At 66.5% G+C, this 18,706-nt stretch carries 19 protein-coding genes and 1 pseudogene; 9 read left to right on the plus strand and 11 right to left on the minus strand.

Features of this window, described 5'->3' with window-relative positions; all coding sequences use genetic code 11:
* The first annotated feature begins 26 nt into the window (after positions 1-26).
* The 5 genes from AC3ANJ_RS07590 to AC3ANJ_RS07610 all read left to right on the plus strand — a co-directional run bounded on the left by AC3ANJ_RS07590 (position 27) and on the right by AC3ANJ_RS07610 (position 5,057).
* Entirely contained in the window at positions 27-1,442 is a 1,416-nt protein-coding gene (locus tag AC3ANJ_RS07590) for a M20/M25/M40 family metallo-hydrolase (RefSeq protein ID WP_488318940.1), read from the plus strand.
* 75 nt (positions 1,443-1,517) lie between these two features.
* Positions 1,518-1,880 (plus strand): iron-sulfur cluster insertion protein ErpA, encoded by a 363-nt coding sequence (gene erpA / locus AC3ANJ_RS07595; protein WP_406245623.1) that lies wholly within the window; start codon positions 1,518-1,520, stop codon positions 1,878-1,880.
* A gap of 95 nt (positions 1,881-1,975) precedes the next feature.
* Positions 1,976-2,881 (plus strand): aa3-type cytochrome oxidase subunit II, encoded by a 906-nt coding sequence (gene ctaC, locus AC3ANJ_RS07600; protein WP_406245622.1) that lies wholly within the window; start codon positions 1,976-1,978, stop codon positions 2,879-2,881.
* A gap of 3 nt (positions 2,882-2,884) precedes the next feature.
* The gene (gene ctaD, locus AC3ANJ_RS07605) at positions 2,885-4,621 is read left to right on the plus strand and encodes an aa3-type cytochrome oxidase subunit I (RefSeq protein WP_488318941.1); all 1,737 of its coding nucleotides are present in this window, start codon (positions 2,885-2,887) and stop codon (positions 4,619-4,621) included.
* Position 4,622: 1 nt separating this feature from the next.
* Positions 4,623-5,057 (plus strand): cytochrome c oxidase subunit 4, encoded by a 435-nt coding sequence (locus AC3ANJ_RS07610; protein WP_406245620.1) that lies wholly within the window; start codon positions 4,623-4,625, stop codon positions 5,055-5,057.
* Positions 5,058-5,120: 63 nt separating this feature from the next.
* Here AC3ANJ_RS07610 and AC3ANJ_RS07615 read toward each other — a convergent pair whose 3' ends face one another.
* The 8 genes and pseudogenes from AC3ANJ_RS07615 to ctaE form a co-directional block, all read right to left on the minus strand.
* Positions 5,121-5,327 carry a hypothetical protein gene (locus AC3ANJ_RS07615; protein ID WP_488318942.1) on the minus strand — a complete coding sequence of 69 codons (207 nt, stop codon included), beginning with the start codon at positions 5,325-5,327 and terminating at the stop codon, positions 5,121-5,123.
* A 166-nt stretch (positions 5,328-5,493) separates the two neighbouring features.
* A pseudogene (locus tag AC3ANJ_RS07620) lies at positions 5,494-5,763 on the minus strand (threonine--tRNA ligase); the annotation flags it as partial.
* Positions 5,760-5,972: a hypothetical protein gene (locus AC3ANJ_RS07625; RefSeq protein ID WP_488318943.1), complete on the minus strand. Its 213-nt coding sequence runs from the start codon at positions 5,970-5,972 to the stop codon at positions 5,760-5,762. The pseudogene AC3ANJ_RS07620 and the gene AC3ANJ_RS07625, both read right to left, overlap by 4 nt.
* A 262-nt stretch (positions 5,973-6,234) precedes the next feature.
* Positions 6,235-6,654: a rhodanese-like domain-containing protein gene (locus AC3ANJ_RS07630; protein ID WP_488318944.1), complete on the minus strand. Its 420-nt coding sequence runs from the start codon at positions 6,652-6,654 to the stop codon at positions 6,235-6,237.
* A 134-nt stretch (positions 6,655-6,788) separates the two neighbouring features.
* Positions 6,789-8,603 (minus strand): cytochrome bc1 complex cytochrome b subunit, encoded by a 1,815-nt coding sequence (gene qcrB, locus AC3ANJ_RS07635; RefSeq protein WP_488318945.1) that lies wholly within the window; start codon positions 8,601-8,603, stop codon positions 6,789-6,791.
* A complete protein-coding gene (gene qcrA, locus AC3ANJ_RS07640) occupies positions 8,600-9,676 on the minus strand; it encodes a cytochrome bc1 complex Rieske iron-sulfur subunit (RefSeq protein WP_488318946.1) in 1,077 nt (358 codons plus the stop codon). The genes qcrB and qcrA overlap by 4 nt, the downstream gene beginning before the upstream one ends.
* Positions 9,677-9,712: 36 nt before the next feature.
* Positions 9,713-10,543 carry a cytochrome bc1 complex diheme cytochrome c subunit gene (gene qcrC / locus AC3ANJ_RS07645; protein ID WP_488318947.1) on the minus strand — a complete coding sequence of 277 codons (831 nt, stop codon included), beginning with the start codon at positions 10,541-10,543 and terminating at the stop codon, positions 9,713-9,715.
* Between the two features lie 20 nt (positions 10,544-10,563).
* Entirely contained in the window at positions 10,564-11,256 is a 693-nt protein-coding gene (gene ctaE, locus AC3ANJ_RS07650; RefSeq protein ID WP_376180357.1) for an aa3-type cytochrome oxidase subunit III, read from the minus strand.
* A 143-nt stretch (positions 11,257-11,399) separates the two neighbouring features.
* On the opposite strand from ctaE, the gene trpD reads away from it, so the two are divergent.
* Entirely contained in the window at positions 11,400-12,464 is a 1,065-nt protein-coding gene (gene trpD / locus AC3ANJ_RS07655; RefSeq protein WP_488318948.1) for an anthranilate phosphoribosyltransferase, read from the plus strand.
* Between the two features lie 2 nt (positions 12,465-12,466).
* Positions 12,467-13,453 (plus strand): PHP domain-containing protein, encoded by a 987-nt coding sequence (locus AC3ANJ_RS07660; RefSeq protein WP_488318949.1) that lies wholly within the window; start codon positions 12,467-12,469, stop codon positions 13,451-13,453.
* A gap of 43 nt (positions 13,454-13,496) precedes the next feature.
* Here AC3ANJ_RS07660 and AC3ANJ_RS07665 read toward each other — a convergent pair whose 3' ends face one another.
* Positions 13,497-14,417 carry a 5'-3' exonuclease gene (locus AC3ANJ_RS07665; RefSeq protein ID WP_488318950.1) on the minus strand — a complete coding sequence of 307 codons (921 nt, stop codon included), beginning with the start codon at positions 14,415-14,417 and terminating at the stop codon, positions 13,497-13,499.
* A 61-nt stretch (positions 14,418-14,478) separates the two neighbouring features.
* Here AC3ANJ_RS07665 and AC3ANJ_RS07670 point away from each other — a divergent pair, with 61 nt between their 5' ends.
* Positions 14,479-15,612: a hypothetical protein gene (locus tag AC3ANJ_RS07670; protein WP_488318951.1), complete on the plus strand. Its 1,134-nt coding sequence runs from the start codon at positions 14,479-14,481 to the stop codon at positions 15,610-15,612.
* Between the two features lie 33 nt (positions 15,613-15,645).
* Here the strand turns inward: AC3ANJ_RS07670 and AC3ANJ_RS07675 are convergent, their stop codons facing one another.
* Together AC3ANJ_RS07675 and AC3ANJ_RS07680 are read right to left on the minus strand one after the other, a co-directional pair.
* A complete protein-coding gene (locus tag AC3ANJ_RS07675) occupies positions 15,646-16,476 on the minus strand; it encodes a hypothetical protein (protein WP_488318952.1) in 831 nt (276 codons plus the stop codon).
* A complete protein-coding gene (locus AC3ANJ_RS07680) occupies positions 16,470-17,003 on the minus strand; it encodes a hypothetical protein (RefSeq protein WP_488318953.1) in 534 nt (177 codons plus the stop codon). The genes AC3ANJ_RS07675 and AC3ANJ_RS07680 overlap by 7 nt, the downstream gene beginning before the upstream one ends.
* 213 nt (positions 17,004-17,216) lie before the next feature.
* Here AC3ANJ_RS07680 and rpsA point away from each other — a divergent pair, with 213 nt between their 5' ends.
* Positions 17,217-18,671, plus strand: a complete 1,455-nt coding sequence (gene rpsA / locus AC3ANJ_RS07685; protein ID WP_406245608.1) for a 30S ribosomal protein S1 — start codon at positions 17,217-17,219, stop codon at positions 18,669-18,671.
* The last annotated feature ends 35 nt before the right edge of the window (positions 18,672-18,706 follow it).

An 18,706-nucleotide genomic window follows, 5' to 3' on the forward strand; every position in this document is an offset into this window, starting at 1 on the left:
AGGGGTTCACCCTTAAGATTACCCGCATGACCTCTTCCGATTCGCAGACCCCCGAAGACCTCGCCGTCGAAGAGGCGGTGCTCGAATCCGTTGCGACCGGCCTGCCGCGCACACTCGGCGATCTCGGCGACCTCGTCCGCATCCCCGGCATCGCCTGGCCGTCCTTCGATCAGACGCAGCTGGAGCGCAGCGCCGACGCCATCGCGGAGCTCGCGCGGGACACCGGCGTCTTCGACGACGTACGGGTGCTGCGCGCGGCGATCCCCGAAACGGACGAGTTCGGTCAGCCGGCCGTTCTCGCGACGAGGGCCGCGCGCAACGGCCGTCCCACGATCCTGCTCTACGCTCACCACGACGTGCAGCCCCCGGGGGACGACGCGCTGTGGGAGACGCCTCCCTTCGAGCCGACGGTGCGCGACGGCCGTCTCTACGGCCGGGGCGCCGCCGACGACAAGGCCGGGGTCATGGCGCACATCGCCTCGCTGCGCGCGGTGGCGGATGCCGTCGGCAATGACCTCGACCTCGGCGTCGCGTTGTTCATCGAGGGGGAGGAGGAGTACGGCTCCCGCTCCTTCGCACAGTTCCTCAGCGACAACGCGGACGCGCTCCGCGCGGACGCGATCGTGGTCGCCGACTCGGGCAACTGGGACGCGAACACACCAGGTCTTACGGTGTCGCTGCGCGGCAACGCCCGGTTCACGCTCACGGTTCGCACCCTCGACCACGCCTCGCACTCCGGGATGTACGGCGGTGCGGTCCCCGACGCGATGATGGCGACGATCAAGCTCCTGAACTCCCTGTGGGATGCCGATGGCGCCGTCGCGGTTGACGGACTCGACCAGCGGGACGCCGCCACGCCCGAGTACTCCGAGGAGACGCTGCGCGACGAGGCCGGTCTGCCGGACGGCGTGTCGCCGATCGGTCGCGACAGCATCCTCAGCCGGATCTGGAACAAGCCGGCCGTCACGGTCATCGGCGTAGACGCCACAAGCGTCGCCTCGGCATCCAACACCCTCTCGCCGGAGGTGACCGTCGTCATCAGCGCACGCGTCGCACCGGGGCAGAGCGGAGCGGATGCCTACGCCGCGCTCGAGCGCCACCTGCGCGCCCATGCGCCGTTCGGCGCCGAACTGACGTTCTCGGACGTCGATCTCGGTGACGGATTCCTCGTCGACACCAGCGGCTGGGCCGTTGCTCTCACGCGCCAGGCGATGGCGGACGGGTACGGTGCGGCGCCCGTGGATCTCGGCGTCGGCGGCTCCATCCCGTTCATCGCCGATCTCGTCCGCGAGTTCCCTGAGGCGCAGATCCTGGTCACCGGTGTCGAGGATCCGCATGCTCGGGCGCACAGCCCGAACGAGTCGCTGCACCTGGACACGTTCCGCCACGCCGTCCGCACCGAGGCGCTGATGCTGACGCGCATGAACCGGATCACGCGCTGACACGCCCGGCCGGGATCGCCGGCGGTAGAATCTTGAACAACGCCGTGCCGCTCGCGGCCCGTCCTGAGGAGTGAGATGACCGACACCACACTGACCACCGAGACCGCCACCGCACACGGGGTGAAGCTGACCGACGCTGCGGCGCTCAAGGTCAAGAGCCTTCTCGAGCAGGAGGGCCGTGATGACCTCCGCCTGCGCGTCGCCGTGCAGCCCGGCGGCTGCTCCGGCCTGATCTACCAGCTGTACTTCGACGAGCGGCAGCTGGACGGCGACGAGACCGTCGACTTCGACGGCGTCGAGGTCATCGTCGACAACATGAGTGTCCCGTACCTGGACGGCGCATCGATCGATTTCAAGGACACGATCGCGGAGCAGGGGTTCACGATCGACAACCCGAATGCAGCGGGCAGCTGCGCCTGCGGCGACAGCTTCCACTGACCCTGGCGCGCACGTCAACCTGCGTGGTTGGCGTGAATCAGGTGTGAGGTTGCCCTAGACTGGGTAGGCCCTGTCCGCGATCTGAAAGGTGCATCGTGCCCTCGAAACGCCGCCTTCGTTGGGCCGCCATTCCTCTGGGAATCGCGGCAGCCGTGGCCCTGGCGGGATGTTCTCCCACCGAGCTGAACGGCTTCCTTCCTGGCTTCGTCGAGGACGGTACGGCCGCGACCAACCAGACCGAGCGAGTCTCCGGTCTGTGGGTGAACTCCTGGATCGTCCTGCTGGTCGTCGGTGTCATCACCTGGGGCCTCATGGCCTGGGCCGCGATCGCATACCGCCGTCGCAAGGGCCAGACCGGCCTGCCGGTGCAGATGCGCTACAACATGCCGATCGAGATCTTCTACACGATCGTGCCGCTGCTGCTGGTGATGGGTATGTTCTTCTTCACCGCGCGCGACCAGACGGCGATCGAGACGCAGTGGGACGACCCCGACGTCGAGATCACCGCGATCGGCAAGCAGTGGTCCTGGGACTTCATGTACGCCGGCGAGGACGACGATCTGTCCGATGCGGTGTGGACGATGGGAATCCAGGCGCAGCCGGACAAAGACGGCAACATCGACCAGGAGCAGCTTCCGACGCTGGTCCTCCCGGTCGACCAGGAGGTCACCATCCACCTCCAGTCGCGCGACGTCATCCACTCCTTCTGGATCATCGACTTCCTCTACAAGAAGGACATGTACATCGGGAAGGACAACACCTGGTCCTTCATCCCGACGCGTGTCGGCGAGTACGAGGGCAAGTGCGCCGAGCTCTGCGGCGAGTACCACTCGATGATGCTGTTCAACGTCGAGGTCGTCGAGCAGGACGAGTACGACGCCTATGTCGAGGAACTGCGCGAGAAGGGCAACACCGGCGACATCGCCGATGCTTATGACCGCCTGTCGAACCTCCCCGGAACCGGAGCCTCGGACGAGGCATCCGAGGGGGAAGAGGAGTAAGTCATGTCGACCACAGCTGAACCCAAGATCGACGAGACCGCCGACTCCCGCCCGAATTCCCTGCCCGCGCGTCAGGCCGCTCTCATGAGCTCCTCGCGTGTCGAGCAGAAGGGCAACATCGTCGTCAAGTGGATCACCTCCACCGACCACAAGACCATCGGGTACATGTACCTGATCGCGTCCGTGCTGTTCTTCCTCCTCGGCGGCGTGATGGCTCTGGTCATCCGCGCCGAGCTGTTCGCGCCGGGAATGCAGATCATCCCGACCAAGGAGCAGTACAACCAGCTCTTCACGATGCACGGCACGATCATGCTGCTGATGTTCGCGACGCCGCTGTTCGCCGGCTTCGCGAACGCGATCCTGCCGCTGCAGCTGGGAGCCCCTGACGTGGCGTTCCCGCGTCTGAACGCCTTCGCGTTCTGGCTGTTCCTGTTCGGCTCGACGATCGCGGTCGCCGGCTTCCTCACTCCGCAGGGTGCTGCCTCCTTCGGCTGGTTCGCGTATCAGCCGCTCGCCAACGCCTCGTTCTCGCCCGGCGCCGGTGGAAACCTGTGGATGGTCGGTCTCGGCATCTCCGGTTTCGGCACCATCCTCGGTGCGGTGAACTTCATCACCACGGTCATCACGATGCGCGCCCCCGGTATGACGATGTGGCGCATGCCGATCTTCAGCTGGAACACGCTCATCACGAGCCTGCTGATCCTCATGGCGTTCCCGGTGCTCGCCGCCGCGATCTTCGCCGCCGCTGCCGACCGCATCCTGGGTGCGCACATCTACGACCCGGCCAACGGCGGTGTGCTCCTCTGGCAGCACCTGTTCTGGTTCTTCGGCCACCCCGAGGTGTACATCATCGCGCTGCCGTTCTTCGGGATCGTCTCGGAGATCTTCCCGGTGTTCAGCCGCAAGCCGATCTTCGGGTACAAGACCCTCGTCTACGCGACGATCGCGATCGCCGCTCTGTCCGTGGCCGTGTGGGCTCACCACATGTACGTCACCGGATCGGTGCTGCTGCCGTTCTTCGCGCTGATGACGATGCTCATCGCGGTGCCGACAGGTGTGAAGATCTTCAACTGGATCGGCACCCTGTGGCGCGGCTCGGTCACGTTCGAGACGCCGATGGTCTTCGCGCTCGGCTTCCTGGTCTCGTTCGTCTTCGGCGGTCTGACCGGAGTCATCCTCGCCTCTCCGCCGCTGGACTTCCACCTCAGCGACTCCTACTTCGTGGTCGCGCACTTCCACTACGTGGTGTTCGGCACGGTCGTGTTCGCGATGTTCGCCGGCTTCTACTTCTGGTGGCCGAAGTGGACAGGACGGATGCTGAACGAGCGTCTCGGCTATGTGCACTTCTGGATGCTGTTCATCGGCTTCCACATGACGTTCCTCATCCAGCACTGGCTGGGCGTCGACGGCATGGTCCGCCGCTACGCGGACTACTCCGCGGCTGACGGCTGGACCTGGCAGAACCAGGTGTCGACGATCGGTGCGATCATCCTCGGCGCGTCGATGCTGCCGTTCTTCCTGAACGTGTGGATCACCGCCCGCAAGGCGCCGAAGGTCACCGTGAACGACCCGTGGGGCTATGGAGCATCGCTCGAGTGGGCGACCAGCTGCCCGCCGCCGCGCCACAACTTCACGTCGATCCCGCGCATCCGCAGCGAGCGCCCCGCCTTCGACCTGAACCACCCGGAGGCCGCAGAGCACCCGGTCGCAGCCCCTTCGGCTGCGGGAGAGGCCAAGTAACATGCGCGACAATGTCATCCTGTGGTGGGTGCTCACCGCATTCTTCGCGGTCGTGGCCGTGGTCTACACCGGCTGGAACATCCTGGAGCACCAGGATCGGCCGATCGTCACCGCGATCGAGTGGGTCGGCACTGTCGCCCTGCTGTTCACCGCCTTCATGGGGGCCATGGTCGCCTTCTACCTGCACCGCACGCACCGTGCTCAGGGCGGCGAGCTGCCCGAGGACATCCTGACCAGTGACATCGACGACGGCGACCCCGAGCTCGGCGAGTTCAGCCCGTGGTCGTGGTGGCCGATCGTGCTCGCCGGCTCCGCGGCGATCTTCGTCGTCGGCCTCGCGGTCGGGCACTTCCTGCTGCCGATCGGTCTCGCGATCTTCGTCGTCGCGATCGTCGGCTGGGTGTACGAGTACTACCGCGGCAACTTCGCCCGCTGAGACAGCTCCATTAGACGACGGCCCCCGGATCGCCGGGGGCCGTCGTCGTATGCGTGCGCGAGGTCAGAACACTCGATCGAGCGCCCGCGTCGCGATCTCTTCCTTCAGAGCGGCGATGAACGCGTCGAGCTGCACACCGACGCCGTTCACCGCGAGTCCGTCATCCGCCACCTCCTGGTCGCCGATCACGGCGATGTAGGCCGCACGATCGCGATGCGCGTTGCGGACACGGGAACCGAGGCTGCCGTCCGCGCGAACGCGTGCGCGCACTCCGGCTCGCTCCAGACGGCTCAGGACGTCCTGTGCGGCGCTGTGGTGCCGTCGCGGATCGACCGGGAACTTGGTGCGGCGCGAGCCAGGTCGGGAACCTCCCCGCGTATCGTTCGATGAGCAGGGCGACCATGCGCTCCATCGAACTGAGGAGACCGCGGTGGGCCATCACGGGGCGTTTCCGATCACCGGCAGGGGAGACGTAGCTCAAGGCGAACCGCTCGGGCATCACCCGATCGATCTGGATGGTCGAGAGGGTCTCCTCCCGGCCGCCCGCGTCGATCACCTGCACGTCGATCTTCGGGCCGTAGAACGCCGCCTCGCCTGGCGCACGGCGATACGGGGTTCCCGTCTGCTGCAACGCGGTGTCGAGTTCGGACTCGGCGAGGCCCCAATCCTCATCGGACCCCGCATACGCGCCGTGCTCCCCCCTCACCGACAGGCGGCCGGCCGCAGCACGAGCTCCTCGCCGCCGACGCGCATCGGCGGGAACATGTCCTCGGCGAACTTGTCCCAGTGTCCGCTGCGCTCGAACAGTTCGCGTTTCGCCAGGACTGGGGTGAAGATGCGCTGGCAACCCGACAGGTCGGCTTGCTCGGCGGCGAATCGCTCCAGCTCGGTGCGGACGATGGTTCCGTCCGGCATCCACATCGGGAGTCCTGCGCCGATGACGGGGACGTACCGAAGAGATGCAGCTCTCGTCCGAGGCGGCGGTGGTCGTTGTGCATGGTGGTACTCCCTGATTGTCGGTCGAGGAGATGCCCACCAGAGGATGACGAAGCCCCGGGAACATATCCCCGGGGCTCGGATTCGCTGAGACTGCGCTAGCGAGTGCGCCGGAGAGTGTCCGGCGTCGTCGTCACGTGCTGCAAGCTCATGGCGAGAGGGTATCAGATGGACGTACCGGTCACGCCCGTGTGCGGATGCGGGGAACTCCCGTGAGCGGGTCGACCGGACGACGGTGGACGCCGTCCGCGTTCTCGACGGGGTAGCCCTCGCGCACCCAGTACTCGAACCCGCCGATCATCTCGCGGACGGAGTATCCGAGCTTGGCGAACTCCAGCGCGCCCTTCGCTCCGGCGTTGCATCCGGGACTCCAGCAGTACACGACCACCTCGGTGCCCGCCGCGATCTCCGCGGGTGCGCGGTCCGCGATGTCGTTGTAGTGCATGTGCACGGCACCGGCGACCCGGCCCTGCGCCCACGCCTCGTCGGAGCGGACATCGATGACCACGATGTCGCCTCCGGCCTTCTGGCGCGCGTACAGGTCGCTGGCGTCGGTCTCGTAGGCGAGTTTTGCGGCGAAGAAGTCAGCACGTTCGATCATGCGATCCAGCCTAGGGATGCCGATGTGGCTGCGCCGTCGTGTTGCGGCCACCTCTCGCAGGATTTCCGACACGACGGCGTGCACGAAGAAGGCCCCGTCGCGAAGCGCGACGGGGCCAGGGGAGTGCAGCGATGTTACTCGCCGTCCTCGTCCTTCTTCTTGGTCTTCTTGACCGGCTCGGTCGCGATGACCGTGCTGGGGGTGTTGGCGGTCTCGCCGACGTGGTCCTCGGTTGCGATCAGCGGGGCATCAGGGGATCCGGCACGCTCGTGAGCGCTCTGGATCTCCGCTGCCTCGGTCTCGGCATCCTGGGCGATCACGTGGTGCTGGTGAGCATCCGCGGCATCCACCTCGGCCTGCGTCAGCGGGGCGAGACGGTCCTCGTAGAACCAGCGCGACAGCGCCGAGCGCAGGTTCTGGGTCCACGGGATGCGACCCTTGGCGTTGGGGCGGACCACGAGCGGCTCGTAGCCGTCGACGTCGATGAGCTTCCAGCGGTCGTACTTGTCGACCGGCTGGTGCACCTCGATGAACTCGCCGCCGGGGAGACGGACGATGCGGCCGGACTCGTAGCCGTGCAGGACGATCTCACGGTCCTTCTTCTGCAGCGCGATGCAGATGCGCTTCGTGACGAAGTAACCGAGGATCGGCCCGAGGAACAGCAGCGCCTGCAGAGCGTGGATCACGCCTTCCATCGTCAGCATGAAGTGCGTCGCGATGAGGTCGGAGGATGCCGCCGCCCACAGGACCGCGTAGAAGATGACGCCGGCGACGCCGATCGCGGTGCGGGTGGCAGCGTTGCGCGGACGCTGAGCGATGTGGTGCTCGCGCTTGTCGCCCGTGACCCACGCTTCGATGAAGGGGTAGATCGCGACGGCGACGAGGAACACGAGCAGCACCAGCACCGGGACGATGATGCCGAACGACCAGGTGCGCTCGAGGAACACGATGTCCCAGTTCGACGGAGCCAGACGCAGCGCGCCGTCCGCGAAGCCGATGTACCAGTCGGGCTGGGTGCCGGCGGACACGGGGGAGGGGTCGTACGGGCCGTAGTTCCAGATCGGGTTGATCTGGAAGAACGTCGCGATCAGCACGATCGTGCCGAAGACGATGAACAGGTAGCCGCCCATCTTCGACATGTACACCGGCATCATCGGGTAGCCGACGACGTTGTTGTTCGTCCGACCGGGGCCGGCGAACTGGGTGTGCTTGTTGATCACCATGAGCATGAGGTGCAGCACGATGAATGCGATCACCAGAAGCGGCAGCAGCAGGATGTGCAGCGTGTACAGACGACCGACGATGTCCGTGCCGGGGAACTCGCCGCCGAAGACGAGGAACGAGGTCCACGTGCCGATCAGCGGGAGACCCTTCACCATGCCGTCGATGATGCGAAGACCGTTGCCCGAGAGCAGGTCGTCGGGGAGCGAGTAGCCGGTGAAGCCCTCGGCCAGCGCGAGGACGAACAGCAGGAAGCCGATGACCCAGTTCAGCTCGCGGGGCTTGCGGAACGCGCCGGTGAAGAAGATGCGCAGCATGTGCACGCCGATGCCGGCGATGAACACGAGTGCAGCCCAGTGGTGGATCTGGCGGACCAGGAGGCCACCGCGGACGTCGAACGAGATGTTCAGTGTCGACTCGAGAGCCGCCGACATCTCGATGCCTCGCATCGGAGCGTAGGCGCCGGTGTAGTGGGTCTCCACCATCGAGGCCTGGAAGAAGAACGTCAGGAAGGTCCCGGAGAGGAACACGACGACGAAGCTCCACAGCGCGATCTCGCCCAGCATGAACGACCAGTGGTCGGGGAAGATCTTGCGACCGAGCTCCTTGACGAAGCCGGAGAGGCTGGTGCGCTCATCGATGTAGTTCGACGCGGCGCCGACGAAGCGGCCGCCGAGAGGCGCCTTGGTGTCCTTGTTGTCCTCTTTGGACAGCGTTGCGGTGCTCAATGACGCTCCCAGAAGCTCGGGCCGACGGGTTCGGTGAAGTCGCTCTGCGCGATGAGGTAGCCCTCATCGTCGACGGTGATCGGCAGCTGAGGCAGCGGGCGTGCGGCCGGGCCGAAGATGACCTTGGCGTGGTCGGTGACGTCGAACTGCGACTGGTGGCAGGGGCACAGCAGGTGGTGCGTCTGCTGCTCGTACAGGGCGACAGGGCAGCCGACGTGCGTGCAGACCTTGGAGTAGGCGACGATGCCGTCGTACGACCAGTCCTTGCGGTCCTCGGCCTCGGTGAGCTGCTCCGGGCGCAGGCGCATCATCAGCACGATGGCCTTCGCCTTCTCCTCGAGGTAGCCGTCGTGGTGCGACAGTGTGGCGAGGTCCTCGGGGATCACGTGGAACGCGGAGCCGAGCGTGACATCGGCGGCGCGGATCGGCGTGCCGTCCGGGTCGCGCACGAGGCGCTGTCCCTTGTCCCACATCGTGTGCTTGAGCAGCACCACAGGATCGCCCTTGGTGGGGTCCTCCGGAGTGCTGTGCGGTGCGAGACCGCGGAACAGCGTGACACCGGGGATGATCGATGCGACGAGCGCGGCGAACAGCGAGTTGCGGATCATGGCGCGGCGTCCGAAACCGGACTCCTCGTTCGCGTCGGCGAATGCCTTGATCGACGCCTCGCGGGTCGAGTCCTTGCCGCGCGTGGGGTGGCGGTACTCGGTGAACTCCTTGTCGCTCATCAGCGCCTTGGACCAGTGGATGGCGCCGAGGCCGAGGGCCAGCAGCGCGAGGCCGATGCCCAGACCGATGAACAGGTTGTTGTAACGGATCGAGACCAGCGACTGGTCCTCGATCGGGAACAGCATGTAGGCGGCGACCGCCCAGATGGAGCCGGCCAGCGACAGATAGAAGAGCGTGTAGACCGTGCGGACCGCGCGCTTCTCGGCGCCCGGGTCCTTGTCGGTCATCCGCTCGCGGTGCGGCGGCAGCCCCGGGTTCTGCACGGGATCGCTGACTGCGACACCCAGCCCAGGAGAGGGCTGGTAGGCCCTGTCAAGAGCCTGCGAGTCGTCGTCGTGTGCCATGGTGCTCCTCGTACGTTCCTCTTCGATGAATAAGCGTCAGTTGGACTTCGCCGTGATCCACACGGTGATGGCGACAAGCGCGCCGATGCCGAAGATCCAGACGAACAGGCCCTCGGAGACGGGGCCAAGGGATCCGAGCGAGAAGCCGCCCGGCTGCACGGACTCCTGCTGGAAGACCAGCGCGGCGATGACGTCGCGCTTGTCCTCGTCGGACAGGTTCATGTTGCCGAACACGGGCATGTTCTGCGGGCCGGTGACCATGGCCGCGTAGATGTGCAGTGCGCTGGTCTCGGTCAGGGCCGGCGCGTACTTGCCCTCGGTGAGCGCACCACCGGCTGCGGCCACGTTGTGGCACATCGCGCAGTTGACGCGGAACAGCTCGGCGCCGTTCGAGACGCTCGGCTCGTCGTCGGCGTTCTCGGGGTTCGCCTCGCCGGCCGTGATCCAGTCCGCCGGGTAGGTCGGTCCAGGGGCCACGGACTGCACGTAGGACGAGATCGCCTGGATCTGATCCTCGGTGAACTGGACGGGCTTCTGCGGAGCCTGCGGGCCCTGCATCTGCAGCGGCATGCGACCGGTCGACAGCTGGAACTCGGTGGCGAGCTCGCCGACGCCGATGAGGCTCGGGCCGTTGTCCGTGCCCTGCATGTCGAGGCCGTGGCAGGTCGCGCAGTTGGCCTGGAACAGCTTCTCGCCGTCCTCAGCGGTCAGCGACGCCGACGCGACGGTCGGGGTCTCGGTCGCGGCGATCGCCGCGGATGCGCCGGCGTAGATGCCGCCGGTGATGAGGAGTCCTGCTCCGATCAGTGCCGCTGCCGCGAAGGGGCTGCGGCGACCGTTCGAACGGCGCTTCTTCTCTCGTGCCATCTCAGGGATCAGCTCCGCTCTTATTTCAGGAAGTAGATGACGAAGAACAGCACGATCCAGACGACGTCGACGAAGTGCCAGTAGTACGACACCACGATCGAAGAAGTCGCCTCCTTGTGCGTGAAGTTCTTGACGGCGAATGCGCGGCCCATGATGAGCAGGAACGCGATGAGACCACCGGTGACGTGCAGGGCGTGGAAGCCCGTCGTGATGTAGAACGCCGAAGCGTACGAGTTGGCCTGGATCGGCAGCCCCTCGGCGACCAGCTGGGCGTACTCCCAGACCTGGCCGGAGACGAAGATGGCGCCGAGAGCGAAGGTGAGCCAGAACCACTCCACCATGCCCCAGCCGAACAGGCGGCGACGGCCGGCCGGGTTCAGCTGACCCTTCGCGATGCGATACGGCTGCAGGTCCTCAGCGGCGAACACGCCCATCTGGCACGTCACGGAGGAGAGCACCAGGATGGCGGTGTTGATCGCCGCGAACGGAACGTTGAGCAGTTCCGTCTCCTGAGCCCACAGCTCCGGAGAGGTGCTGCGGAGGGTGAAGTAGATCGCGAACAGTCCCGCGAAGAACATCACCTCACTGCCGAGCCACACGATGGTGCCGACAGCTACCGGGTTGGGCCGCTTGATGGTTCTTGCAGCCGGGGCATACGTCGCTGAGGTCGTCACCCCTCCATTATGGCCGATCCGAGCGGGCGATTCTTGCATCGCCGGGGTCCGATTCGCTGGCGCGGCACTTAGGGGAACCTAAGAAACGCCTGCGAATGTGCGGTGAATTCAAGGGAAACGACGGATGCCGGGGCGCACGTCGAGCGCGCGAGGAATTTCTGCGCGCCGATAGGATCGCACACATGGCTGAATCCCTGACCTGGTCCGATGTGCTCACCACGCTTCTCGAACGGCGCGATCTGAGTGTGTGGGAATCCACGTGGGCCATGCGTCAGGTGATGCAGGGGAGCGTGTCGGATGCTCAGTTGGCCGGATTCCTCGTCGCCCTGCGCGCCAAGGGCGAGACCATCGACGAGATCGTCGGCTTCCGCGACGCGATCCTCGAGGCGGCCGTGCCGCTTCCCGTGTCGCCGGATGTGCTGGACATCGTCGGCACCGGCGGAGACCGGGTCGGCACCGTGAACATCTCCACCACTGCTGCCGTCATCATCGGCGCGGCGGGGATCCCCGTGGTCAAACACGGCAACCGGGCCGCCAGCTCAGCCTCCGGAGCTTCTGATGTCCTCGGTGCGCTGGGACTGGAGCTCTCGCTCTCGCCCGCCCATGTGGCCTCGGTGCTCGACCGCACAGGGATCACGTTCGCCTGGGCCGCTGCATTCCACCCCGGATTCAAGCACGCAGGTCCCGCGCGCGCCGAACTCGGCATCCCGACCGTCTTCAACATGCTCGGCCCGCTCTGCAACCCGGCCAGAGCCGAGGCCAATGCGGTCGGAGTCGCACAGCTCGAGCGGGTTCCGCTCATCACCGGCGTGTTCCGCACGCGCGGCGCGACCGCGCTGGTCTTCCGCGGAGACGACGGGCTTGACGAGCTGACCACGACCGGGCACAGCAGGATCTGGGAGGTGTCGCGCGGCGACATCCATGAGCACGACCTCGACCCGCGTGATCTCGGAATCCCGCTGGCTGATCTGTCCGACCTGATCGGCGGTTCGCCGGAGCACAACGCCGACGTCTTGCGCCGCACGCTCGCCGGCGAGCATGGGCCGGTGCGGGACATCGTCCTACTCAATGCGGCCGCAGGCATCGTCGCGTTCGAACTGTCGCAGGATGCCGCCCAGGTGCAGCGTCCGATCCTGGATCGCCTGAGGGACGGTTACGCGAAGGCGGCGGCGGCCGTGGACGAAGGACTCGCAGCGGCGAAGCTCGACGAGTGGGTGTCCGTCTCGCGCGAGCTGGCCAGGGCCTGACCATGGATCCGGCAGCCGCGCTCCTCGAGATCGCCGCGCTGCTGGAGCGCGAGCGGGCATCGCGGTATCGCGCCAAGGCGTTCCGGCAGGCGGCCGCCACCTGGGAGTCGCTGTCGAAGGAGGTGCGGGCCGATCCGGTGCGCTTGCGCGCTTCGAAGGGGATCGGCGACTCGACGTTCGAGGTGATCAGGCAGGCGCAGACGGGCGAAGTGCCTCGTTACCTCGTCGAACTGCGTGGCGAGGTCGAGCCGGAACTGTCTTCCGAGTTGCGTGTCGTGCTGCGCGGTGACCTGCACGCCCACACGGATTGGTCTGACGGCACGACGTCGATCCGCACCATGACGGATGCCGCTCGCGCGCTCGGTCACGAGTACCTGGCGATCACGGATCATTCGCCCCGACTGCGCGTGGCGCGCGGGCTGAGCGCCGAGCGGCTGCGGGAGCAGATACCGCTGGTGCGGTCCGAGTCGGATGCCGGGTTGCGCGTGCTCGCAGGCATCGAGGTGGACATCCTCGAGGACGGTGCCCTGGATCAGGAGCCCGAGCTCCTCGATGAGCTGGACGTCGTCGTCGCTTCAGTGCATTCCAAGCTCCACATGGATGCCGCGGCGATGACCGCGCGCATGCTGAGAGCGGTGACGTCCGGGCGTGTCGACGTGCTCGGGCATTGCACGGGGCGGCTGGTGGAGGGTTCGCGCGGGACCCGCCCGCCATCGGAGTTCGACGCCCGAGCGGTGTTCGCCGCGTGTGCGGAGCACGGAGTGGCCGTCGAGATCAACTCCCGACCCGAACGACAGGACCCGCCGGACGAGCTTATCGCGATCGCCCTCGACGAGGGCTGTCTGTTCTCGATCGACTCGGATGCGCACGCCCCCGGTCAGTTGTCCTTGCTCGACCACGGGGCGCTCCGCGCTGAACGAGCCGGGGTGCCAGCGGCGCGGATCGTCACGACATGGGGAGTCGATCGGCTGCTCGCCTGGGCCGGCTGAGCGGCCGGCGGGAGACGCGATGACTCAGACCGAAGCACCGGCCTCAAGCGGGAAGCGCGGCGAGGGCCCTCGTCATCGAGGTGCCTAGGTTCCAGGCCTCGGCAAGGGCCACCGCGGCATCCTTCGCTGTGTCGTCCAGATGGCCGATCGGCTCGGCCGGCACCGCGATGTCGAGGTCGCGGGCCACGAGGACGACGGTCGGGGCGACGTCGAGATAGTCGGACGCCGCGAGGATCTTGGCCGCGACGCCCGCGGACATCCCCTCGCCGGCCAGCGCGGCGGCGCGGATGCCGGCCAGGTCGCCATGCGTCTGGAGCAGCGTGGCCGCCGTCTTCTCTCCGACGCCGGAGACACCGGGCAGCCCGTCGGATGCATCGCCGCGCATGGTGGCGAAGTCGGCGTACTGCGAGGGGAGCACGCCGTACTTGCCGACGACGCTGACATCGGTGAGGGTCTCGAGGTTGCTCATGCCGCGTGCGGTGTAGATGACCCGGATGTCACGGGCATCGTCGACGAGCTGGAACAGGTCGCGGTCGCCGGTGACGATGTCGACCGGCATGGTCGCGCGGGTCGCGAGTGTGCCGATGACGTCGTCGGCTTCGTGCTCGGCGACGCCGATGATCGGGATGCCGAGTGCCGCGAGCTCTGCGCGGATGAGCGGGATCTGTGCTTCCAGGGGATCGGGCACCTCTTCGACGTCGGCGCCGTTCGGCACGACCTCGACCACGCGGTGCGCTTTGTAACTGGGGATGAGGTCGACGCGCCACTGCGGGCGCCAGTCGTCGTCCCAGCAGGCGACGAGGTGCGTCGGCTGGTAGGTCGATACCAGTTTCGCGATCATGTCGAGCAGTCCACGAGCTGCGTTGATCGGGGAGCCATCGGGAGCCTTGACCTTGTCCGGTACGCCGTAGAAGGCCCGGAAGTAGAGGCTCGCGGTGTCCAGCAGCATCAGCCTGTCGTTCATGGGAATCAGCATGGCACAGGCGGGTTTCGAGACGGACCGGAGCACGGTGACACTATTCGGTATGAGAACGGCGATGGTGGTGACGCTTGCGGTGACGATGCTGCTTCTCGCGGGGTGCGCGACCGCGCCCGCGGTGAGTGCCGGTGGTGTCGAGGGATGGATCGAGGCGGACGACTTCCCGTTGGAGGCTCGCGGAGGGCCGGTCACCGTGTGGACGGGCGAAGAGGTCGTGGTCGTCGGTGGAGAACTCGGCCCTCCGTGCCCGCCGAATGCGGACTGCGTGATGGGGCCATCTGCGCGTGATGGTGCCGCTCTGGATCCTGAAACCGGCGTGTGGCGTGAGCTCGCGGAGGCTCCGCGCCCCGTCGCACCGTTCTCCGGGGTCTTCGCCGCTGGACGTGTGTTCGCGTGGGCTGATGAGGACGGCATCCGAGGGGGACTGCTGTCGTACTCGGTCTCTGAGGATCGATGGACCGAATCGGTGGTCCCGGACGAACTGCCGCGGACCATGGTCGCCGACGGCGATCAGGTGCTGTTCCCGCTCGCGTCTCATGAGACGGGCGCCGGCGCGGACCTGGTGCTCGAGGTGGAATCGGGCGACTGGTCTGAGCTGCCGGATGATCCGCTCGGCGCGACGTTCGACCGGTACCTGACTCCGACTCCGGACGGGATCCTGCTCACGGCCAAAGCGCTCGTCGAGAACCCCGGGGCGGAGGAGCCGGCGTTCGTGCAGGTGGCTCTCCTCGACCGGGAGACCGGCTCCTGGCAGCGGCTTCCCGACCTGGAGCAGATCGGTGGATGGAACTGGACCTGGACCGGAGATCGGGTTGTGGACGCGACGCTGGGGGGCGGCGACGGCGGAGAGGTCGGCGGGTGGGGGCGGGCCTACCCGTTCGGTGGGATGGTGCGGCTCCCTGACGGTAAGTGGTCGCCGCTGCCGGACGCGCCCGAACGGGTCAGCGATCCGTGGCTGGGCAACGCCACCGGCGAGGGGCGTTTCGTGATCGCCGATGGGTACATGTTCGACGATGTCGAGGAGACATGGACTCCGATCACGAGCCCGACGGGCGCTTCGGATGTCGCAGGCACCGCTGTCTGGGCGGATGAGCGCGTCGTCGTCGTCGGCGGCACGGACTGGTCGCGCGTCGAAGGCACCAGGGACGAGCGGACGTGGATCCTCACACCGCCGCAGTGACCAGTCTCGTGACTCCGGTGTTGCGATCGCTGGTCAGCAGCCGGGGGAGGACGGGGCCTGCTCGCAGGTGTGGGCGACGAGCGCGGTGTGCGCCTCGAAGATGCGCACCTGTTGTGCCCGGCCCGCGCTGGTGAGTTCGCCGTCGATCGGGAACCAGCCGATGCCGAGGTCGATCTCGGCGGTGTAGCGGACGTCGACCGCGGTTGTGTAGTCGCCGCGAACTGCGTAGACGTGGCTGGTCTCGGTCGGCGTGAACTGCGCCTGGTTCAGCGCCGCCCAGCTCTGACCACCGGTCGAAGTCGTCGTGGTAGTGCCATCGCCGTAGTCGAAGTCGAACCCGACAGGCGTGAAGCGGACCGAGATCGGATAGCCGAACAGTTCGCCCGCGACGGTCTGAGTGGACGCCGAGGCCACGAAGTTCGTCGGAAGGCCGACGACGCCGACGTTGTCCGGTTCGGCGGCGACGAGCACGCCCTCAGGCGCGAAGCGAGCGAGATCGGTGATCGTGACGGCCGGGATCGCCGGTACGGGTTCGGCAGGGTCGGCGGGGTCGGCGGGATCCACGCGCTGGAAGCAGCCGATGTAGCGGTTCCAGTCGTCCAAGCACTTCTCGAATTCGGACGGCGGTGCAGGTTGCGCGGGCCCGGCGTCGCCGACATCATCACGATCGCGGGAACCCTCGTTGCCATTGTCACCGTCGCGGCCGTCCGTGCCGTCCTCTTGACCAGTGCCGCCGACGATGACCTCGTTGCCGTCCACTGTTCCGCACGCGCCCGTGATGACGTCGGTCTGACCACATCCGTCGGTGTTGAACGTCACGAGGGCGGCTGAGACGACGAGGAGGATGGTGATATGAGTCAGCATGCCGAATCCGAAAGCGAAGACTCGGAGATGAGGAACCTAGATCCGTCCCAAGTGAATGCCACATCTAGCGCGGCTATCTCGTTGCGGTCAGCCGGAGTGATGTTCTGTTGGTCGTCATCTAAAACAGTGGTGTCGGAGAGATCGAGGCAGACAGTACCTGCGACTGTCGGCACGCTTTCCAGGGCGGCACTGATAGGAGTGAACTCAAGGACTTCGATGGAACCGCGTATTGAGATCTTGTTTGCTTCCAGGTCGCGCTGGCTTTGAAGCTCGTCTTCCAAAGCCGTCCCGGTTAGGTAACTCGTTGGGTCGGAGTCAGCCTCACCTGAGCGCTGTTGATTGAGGGCCAGTGTGTACCCCCGATAAACCTCCTCAGCCGCGGCGAATGCCTCCTCCTCGGACGCGAACGCGGCGGTCGGGGTGGGGGTCGGCTCGGGTCCGGGGGAGCACGCGACGAGCGAGCCCGCGGCCAGGGCGACGATGCCGATGGCGGTGAGGCGCAGATGACGGGTACGCGAGAAGTTCACCCGATCACGGTAACGTCAAGCCTGCGGCATCCGTGGGAGTTATCCACAGGCGACATCTGCCGGCAAACCTGGTAATCTGGAGTGTCACTTGTGGCGCGCTGGCGCGTGCCTTCGTGGCAGTACTCCAAAATCCATCCGCTTTCCAGCCATCAGACGCGTGTGCGCACGCGGGCCGGAAGCCCGAGCACCCATTCAACAAGGACAACCCACTACATGACTACCGCAACGACCGCCCCGGCCACCAAGCAGGTCGCGATCAACGACATCGGATCTGCCGAGGACTTCCTGGCCGCGGTCGAGAAGACCCTGAAGTTCTTCAACGACGGCGACATCATCGAGGGCACGATCGTCAAGATCGACCGCGACGAGGTTCTGCTGGACGTCGGTTACAAGACCGAGGGTGTCATCCCCTCGCGCGAACTTTCCATCAAGCACGACGTCGACCCCAACGAGGTCGTCGCTGTCGGCGACCTGGTCGAGGCCCTTGTCCTCCAGAAGGAGGACAAGGAAGGTCGACTGATCCTTTCCAAGAAGCGTGCGCAGTACGAGCGCGCCTGGGGAGACGTCGAGAAGATCAAGGAGAACGACGGCGTCGTCACCGGCACCGTCATCGAGGTCGTCAAGGGTGGCCTCATCGTCGACATCGGCCTCCGTGGCTTCCTGCCGGCATCGCTGATCGAGCTGCGCCGCGTCCGCGACCTCACGCCGTACCTCGGCCAGGAGATCGAAGCGAAGATCCTCGAGCTCGACAAGAACCGCAACAACGTGGTTCTCTCGCGTCGCGCTCTGCTCGAGCAGACGCAGTCCGAGTCGCGCACGACCTTCCTCAACAACCTGCACAAGGGTCAGGTCCGCAAGGGTGTCGTGTCCTCGATCGTCAACTTCGGTGCGTTCGTCGACCTGGGTGGCGTCGACGGCCTCGTGCACGTCTCCGAACTCTCCTGGAAGCACATCGAGCACGCCTCCGAGGTCGTCGAGGTCGGCCAGGAGGTCACCGTCGAGATCCTCGAGGTGGACCTCGACCGCGAGCGCGTCTCCCTGTCGCTGAAGGCGACGCAGGAGGACCCGTGGCAGGTCTTCGCCCGCACCCACGCGATCGGACAGATCGCACCGGGTAAGGTCACCAAGCTCGTTCCGTTCGGTGCGTTCGTCCGCGTCGCAGACGGCATCGAGGGCCTCGTGCACATCTCCGAGCTCTCCAGCAAGCACGTCGAGCTGGCCGAGCAGGTCGTGTCCGTCGGCGAAGAGGTCTTCGTCAAGGTCATCGACATCGACCTCGAGCGTCGCCGCATCTCGCTGTCGCTGAAGCAGGCCAACGAGTCCGTCGACCCGTTCGGCACCGAGTTCGACCCGGCTCTGTACGGCATGCTCGCCGAGTACGACGAGAACGGCGAGTACAAGTACCCGGAGGGCTTCGACCCCGAGACCGGTGCGTGGAAGGAAGGCTTCGACGCAGCCCGCGAGGCATGGGAGCAGGAGTACGCTGCAGCCCAGACCCGCTGGGAGGCTCACAAGGTCGCGGTTGCCAAGGCAGCCGAGGCCGAGGCCGCCGCTGGCGACGACTTCGCCGCTGCGCAGTCGTTCACGAGCGACTCCGGTGCCGGGACGCTTGCTGACGACGAGGCTCTCGCGGCTCTGCGCGAGAAGCTCTCGGGCGGCAACGCGTAAGCATCGCTTCAACGGAACGGGTCGTCGCCTTCGGG

It is taken from the genome of Microbacterium sp. STRO-1N (assembly GCF_057748015.1).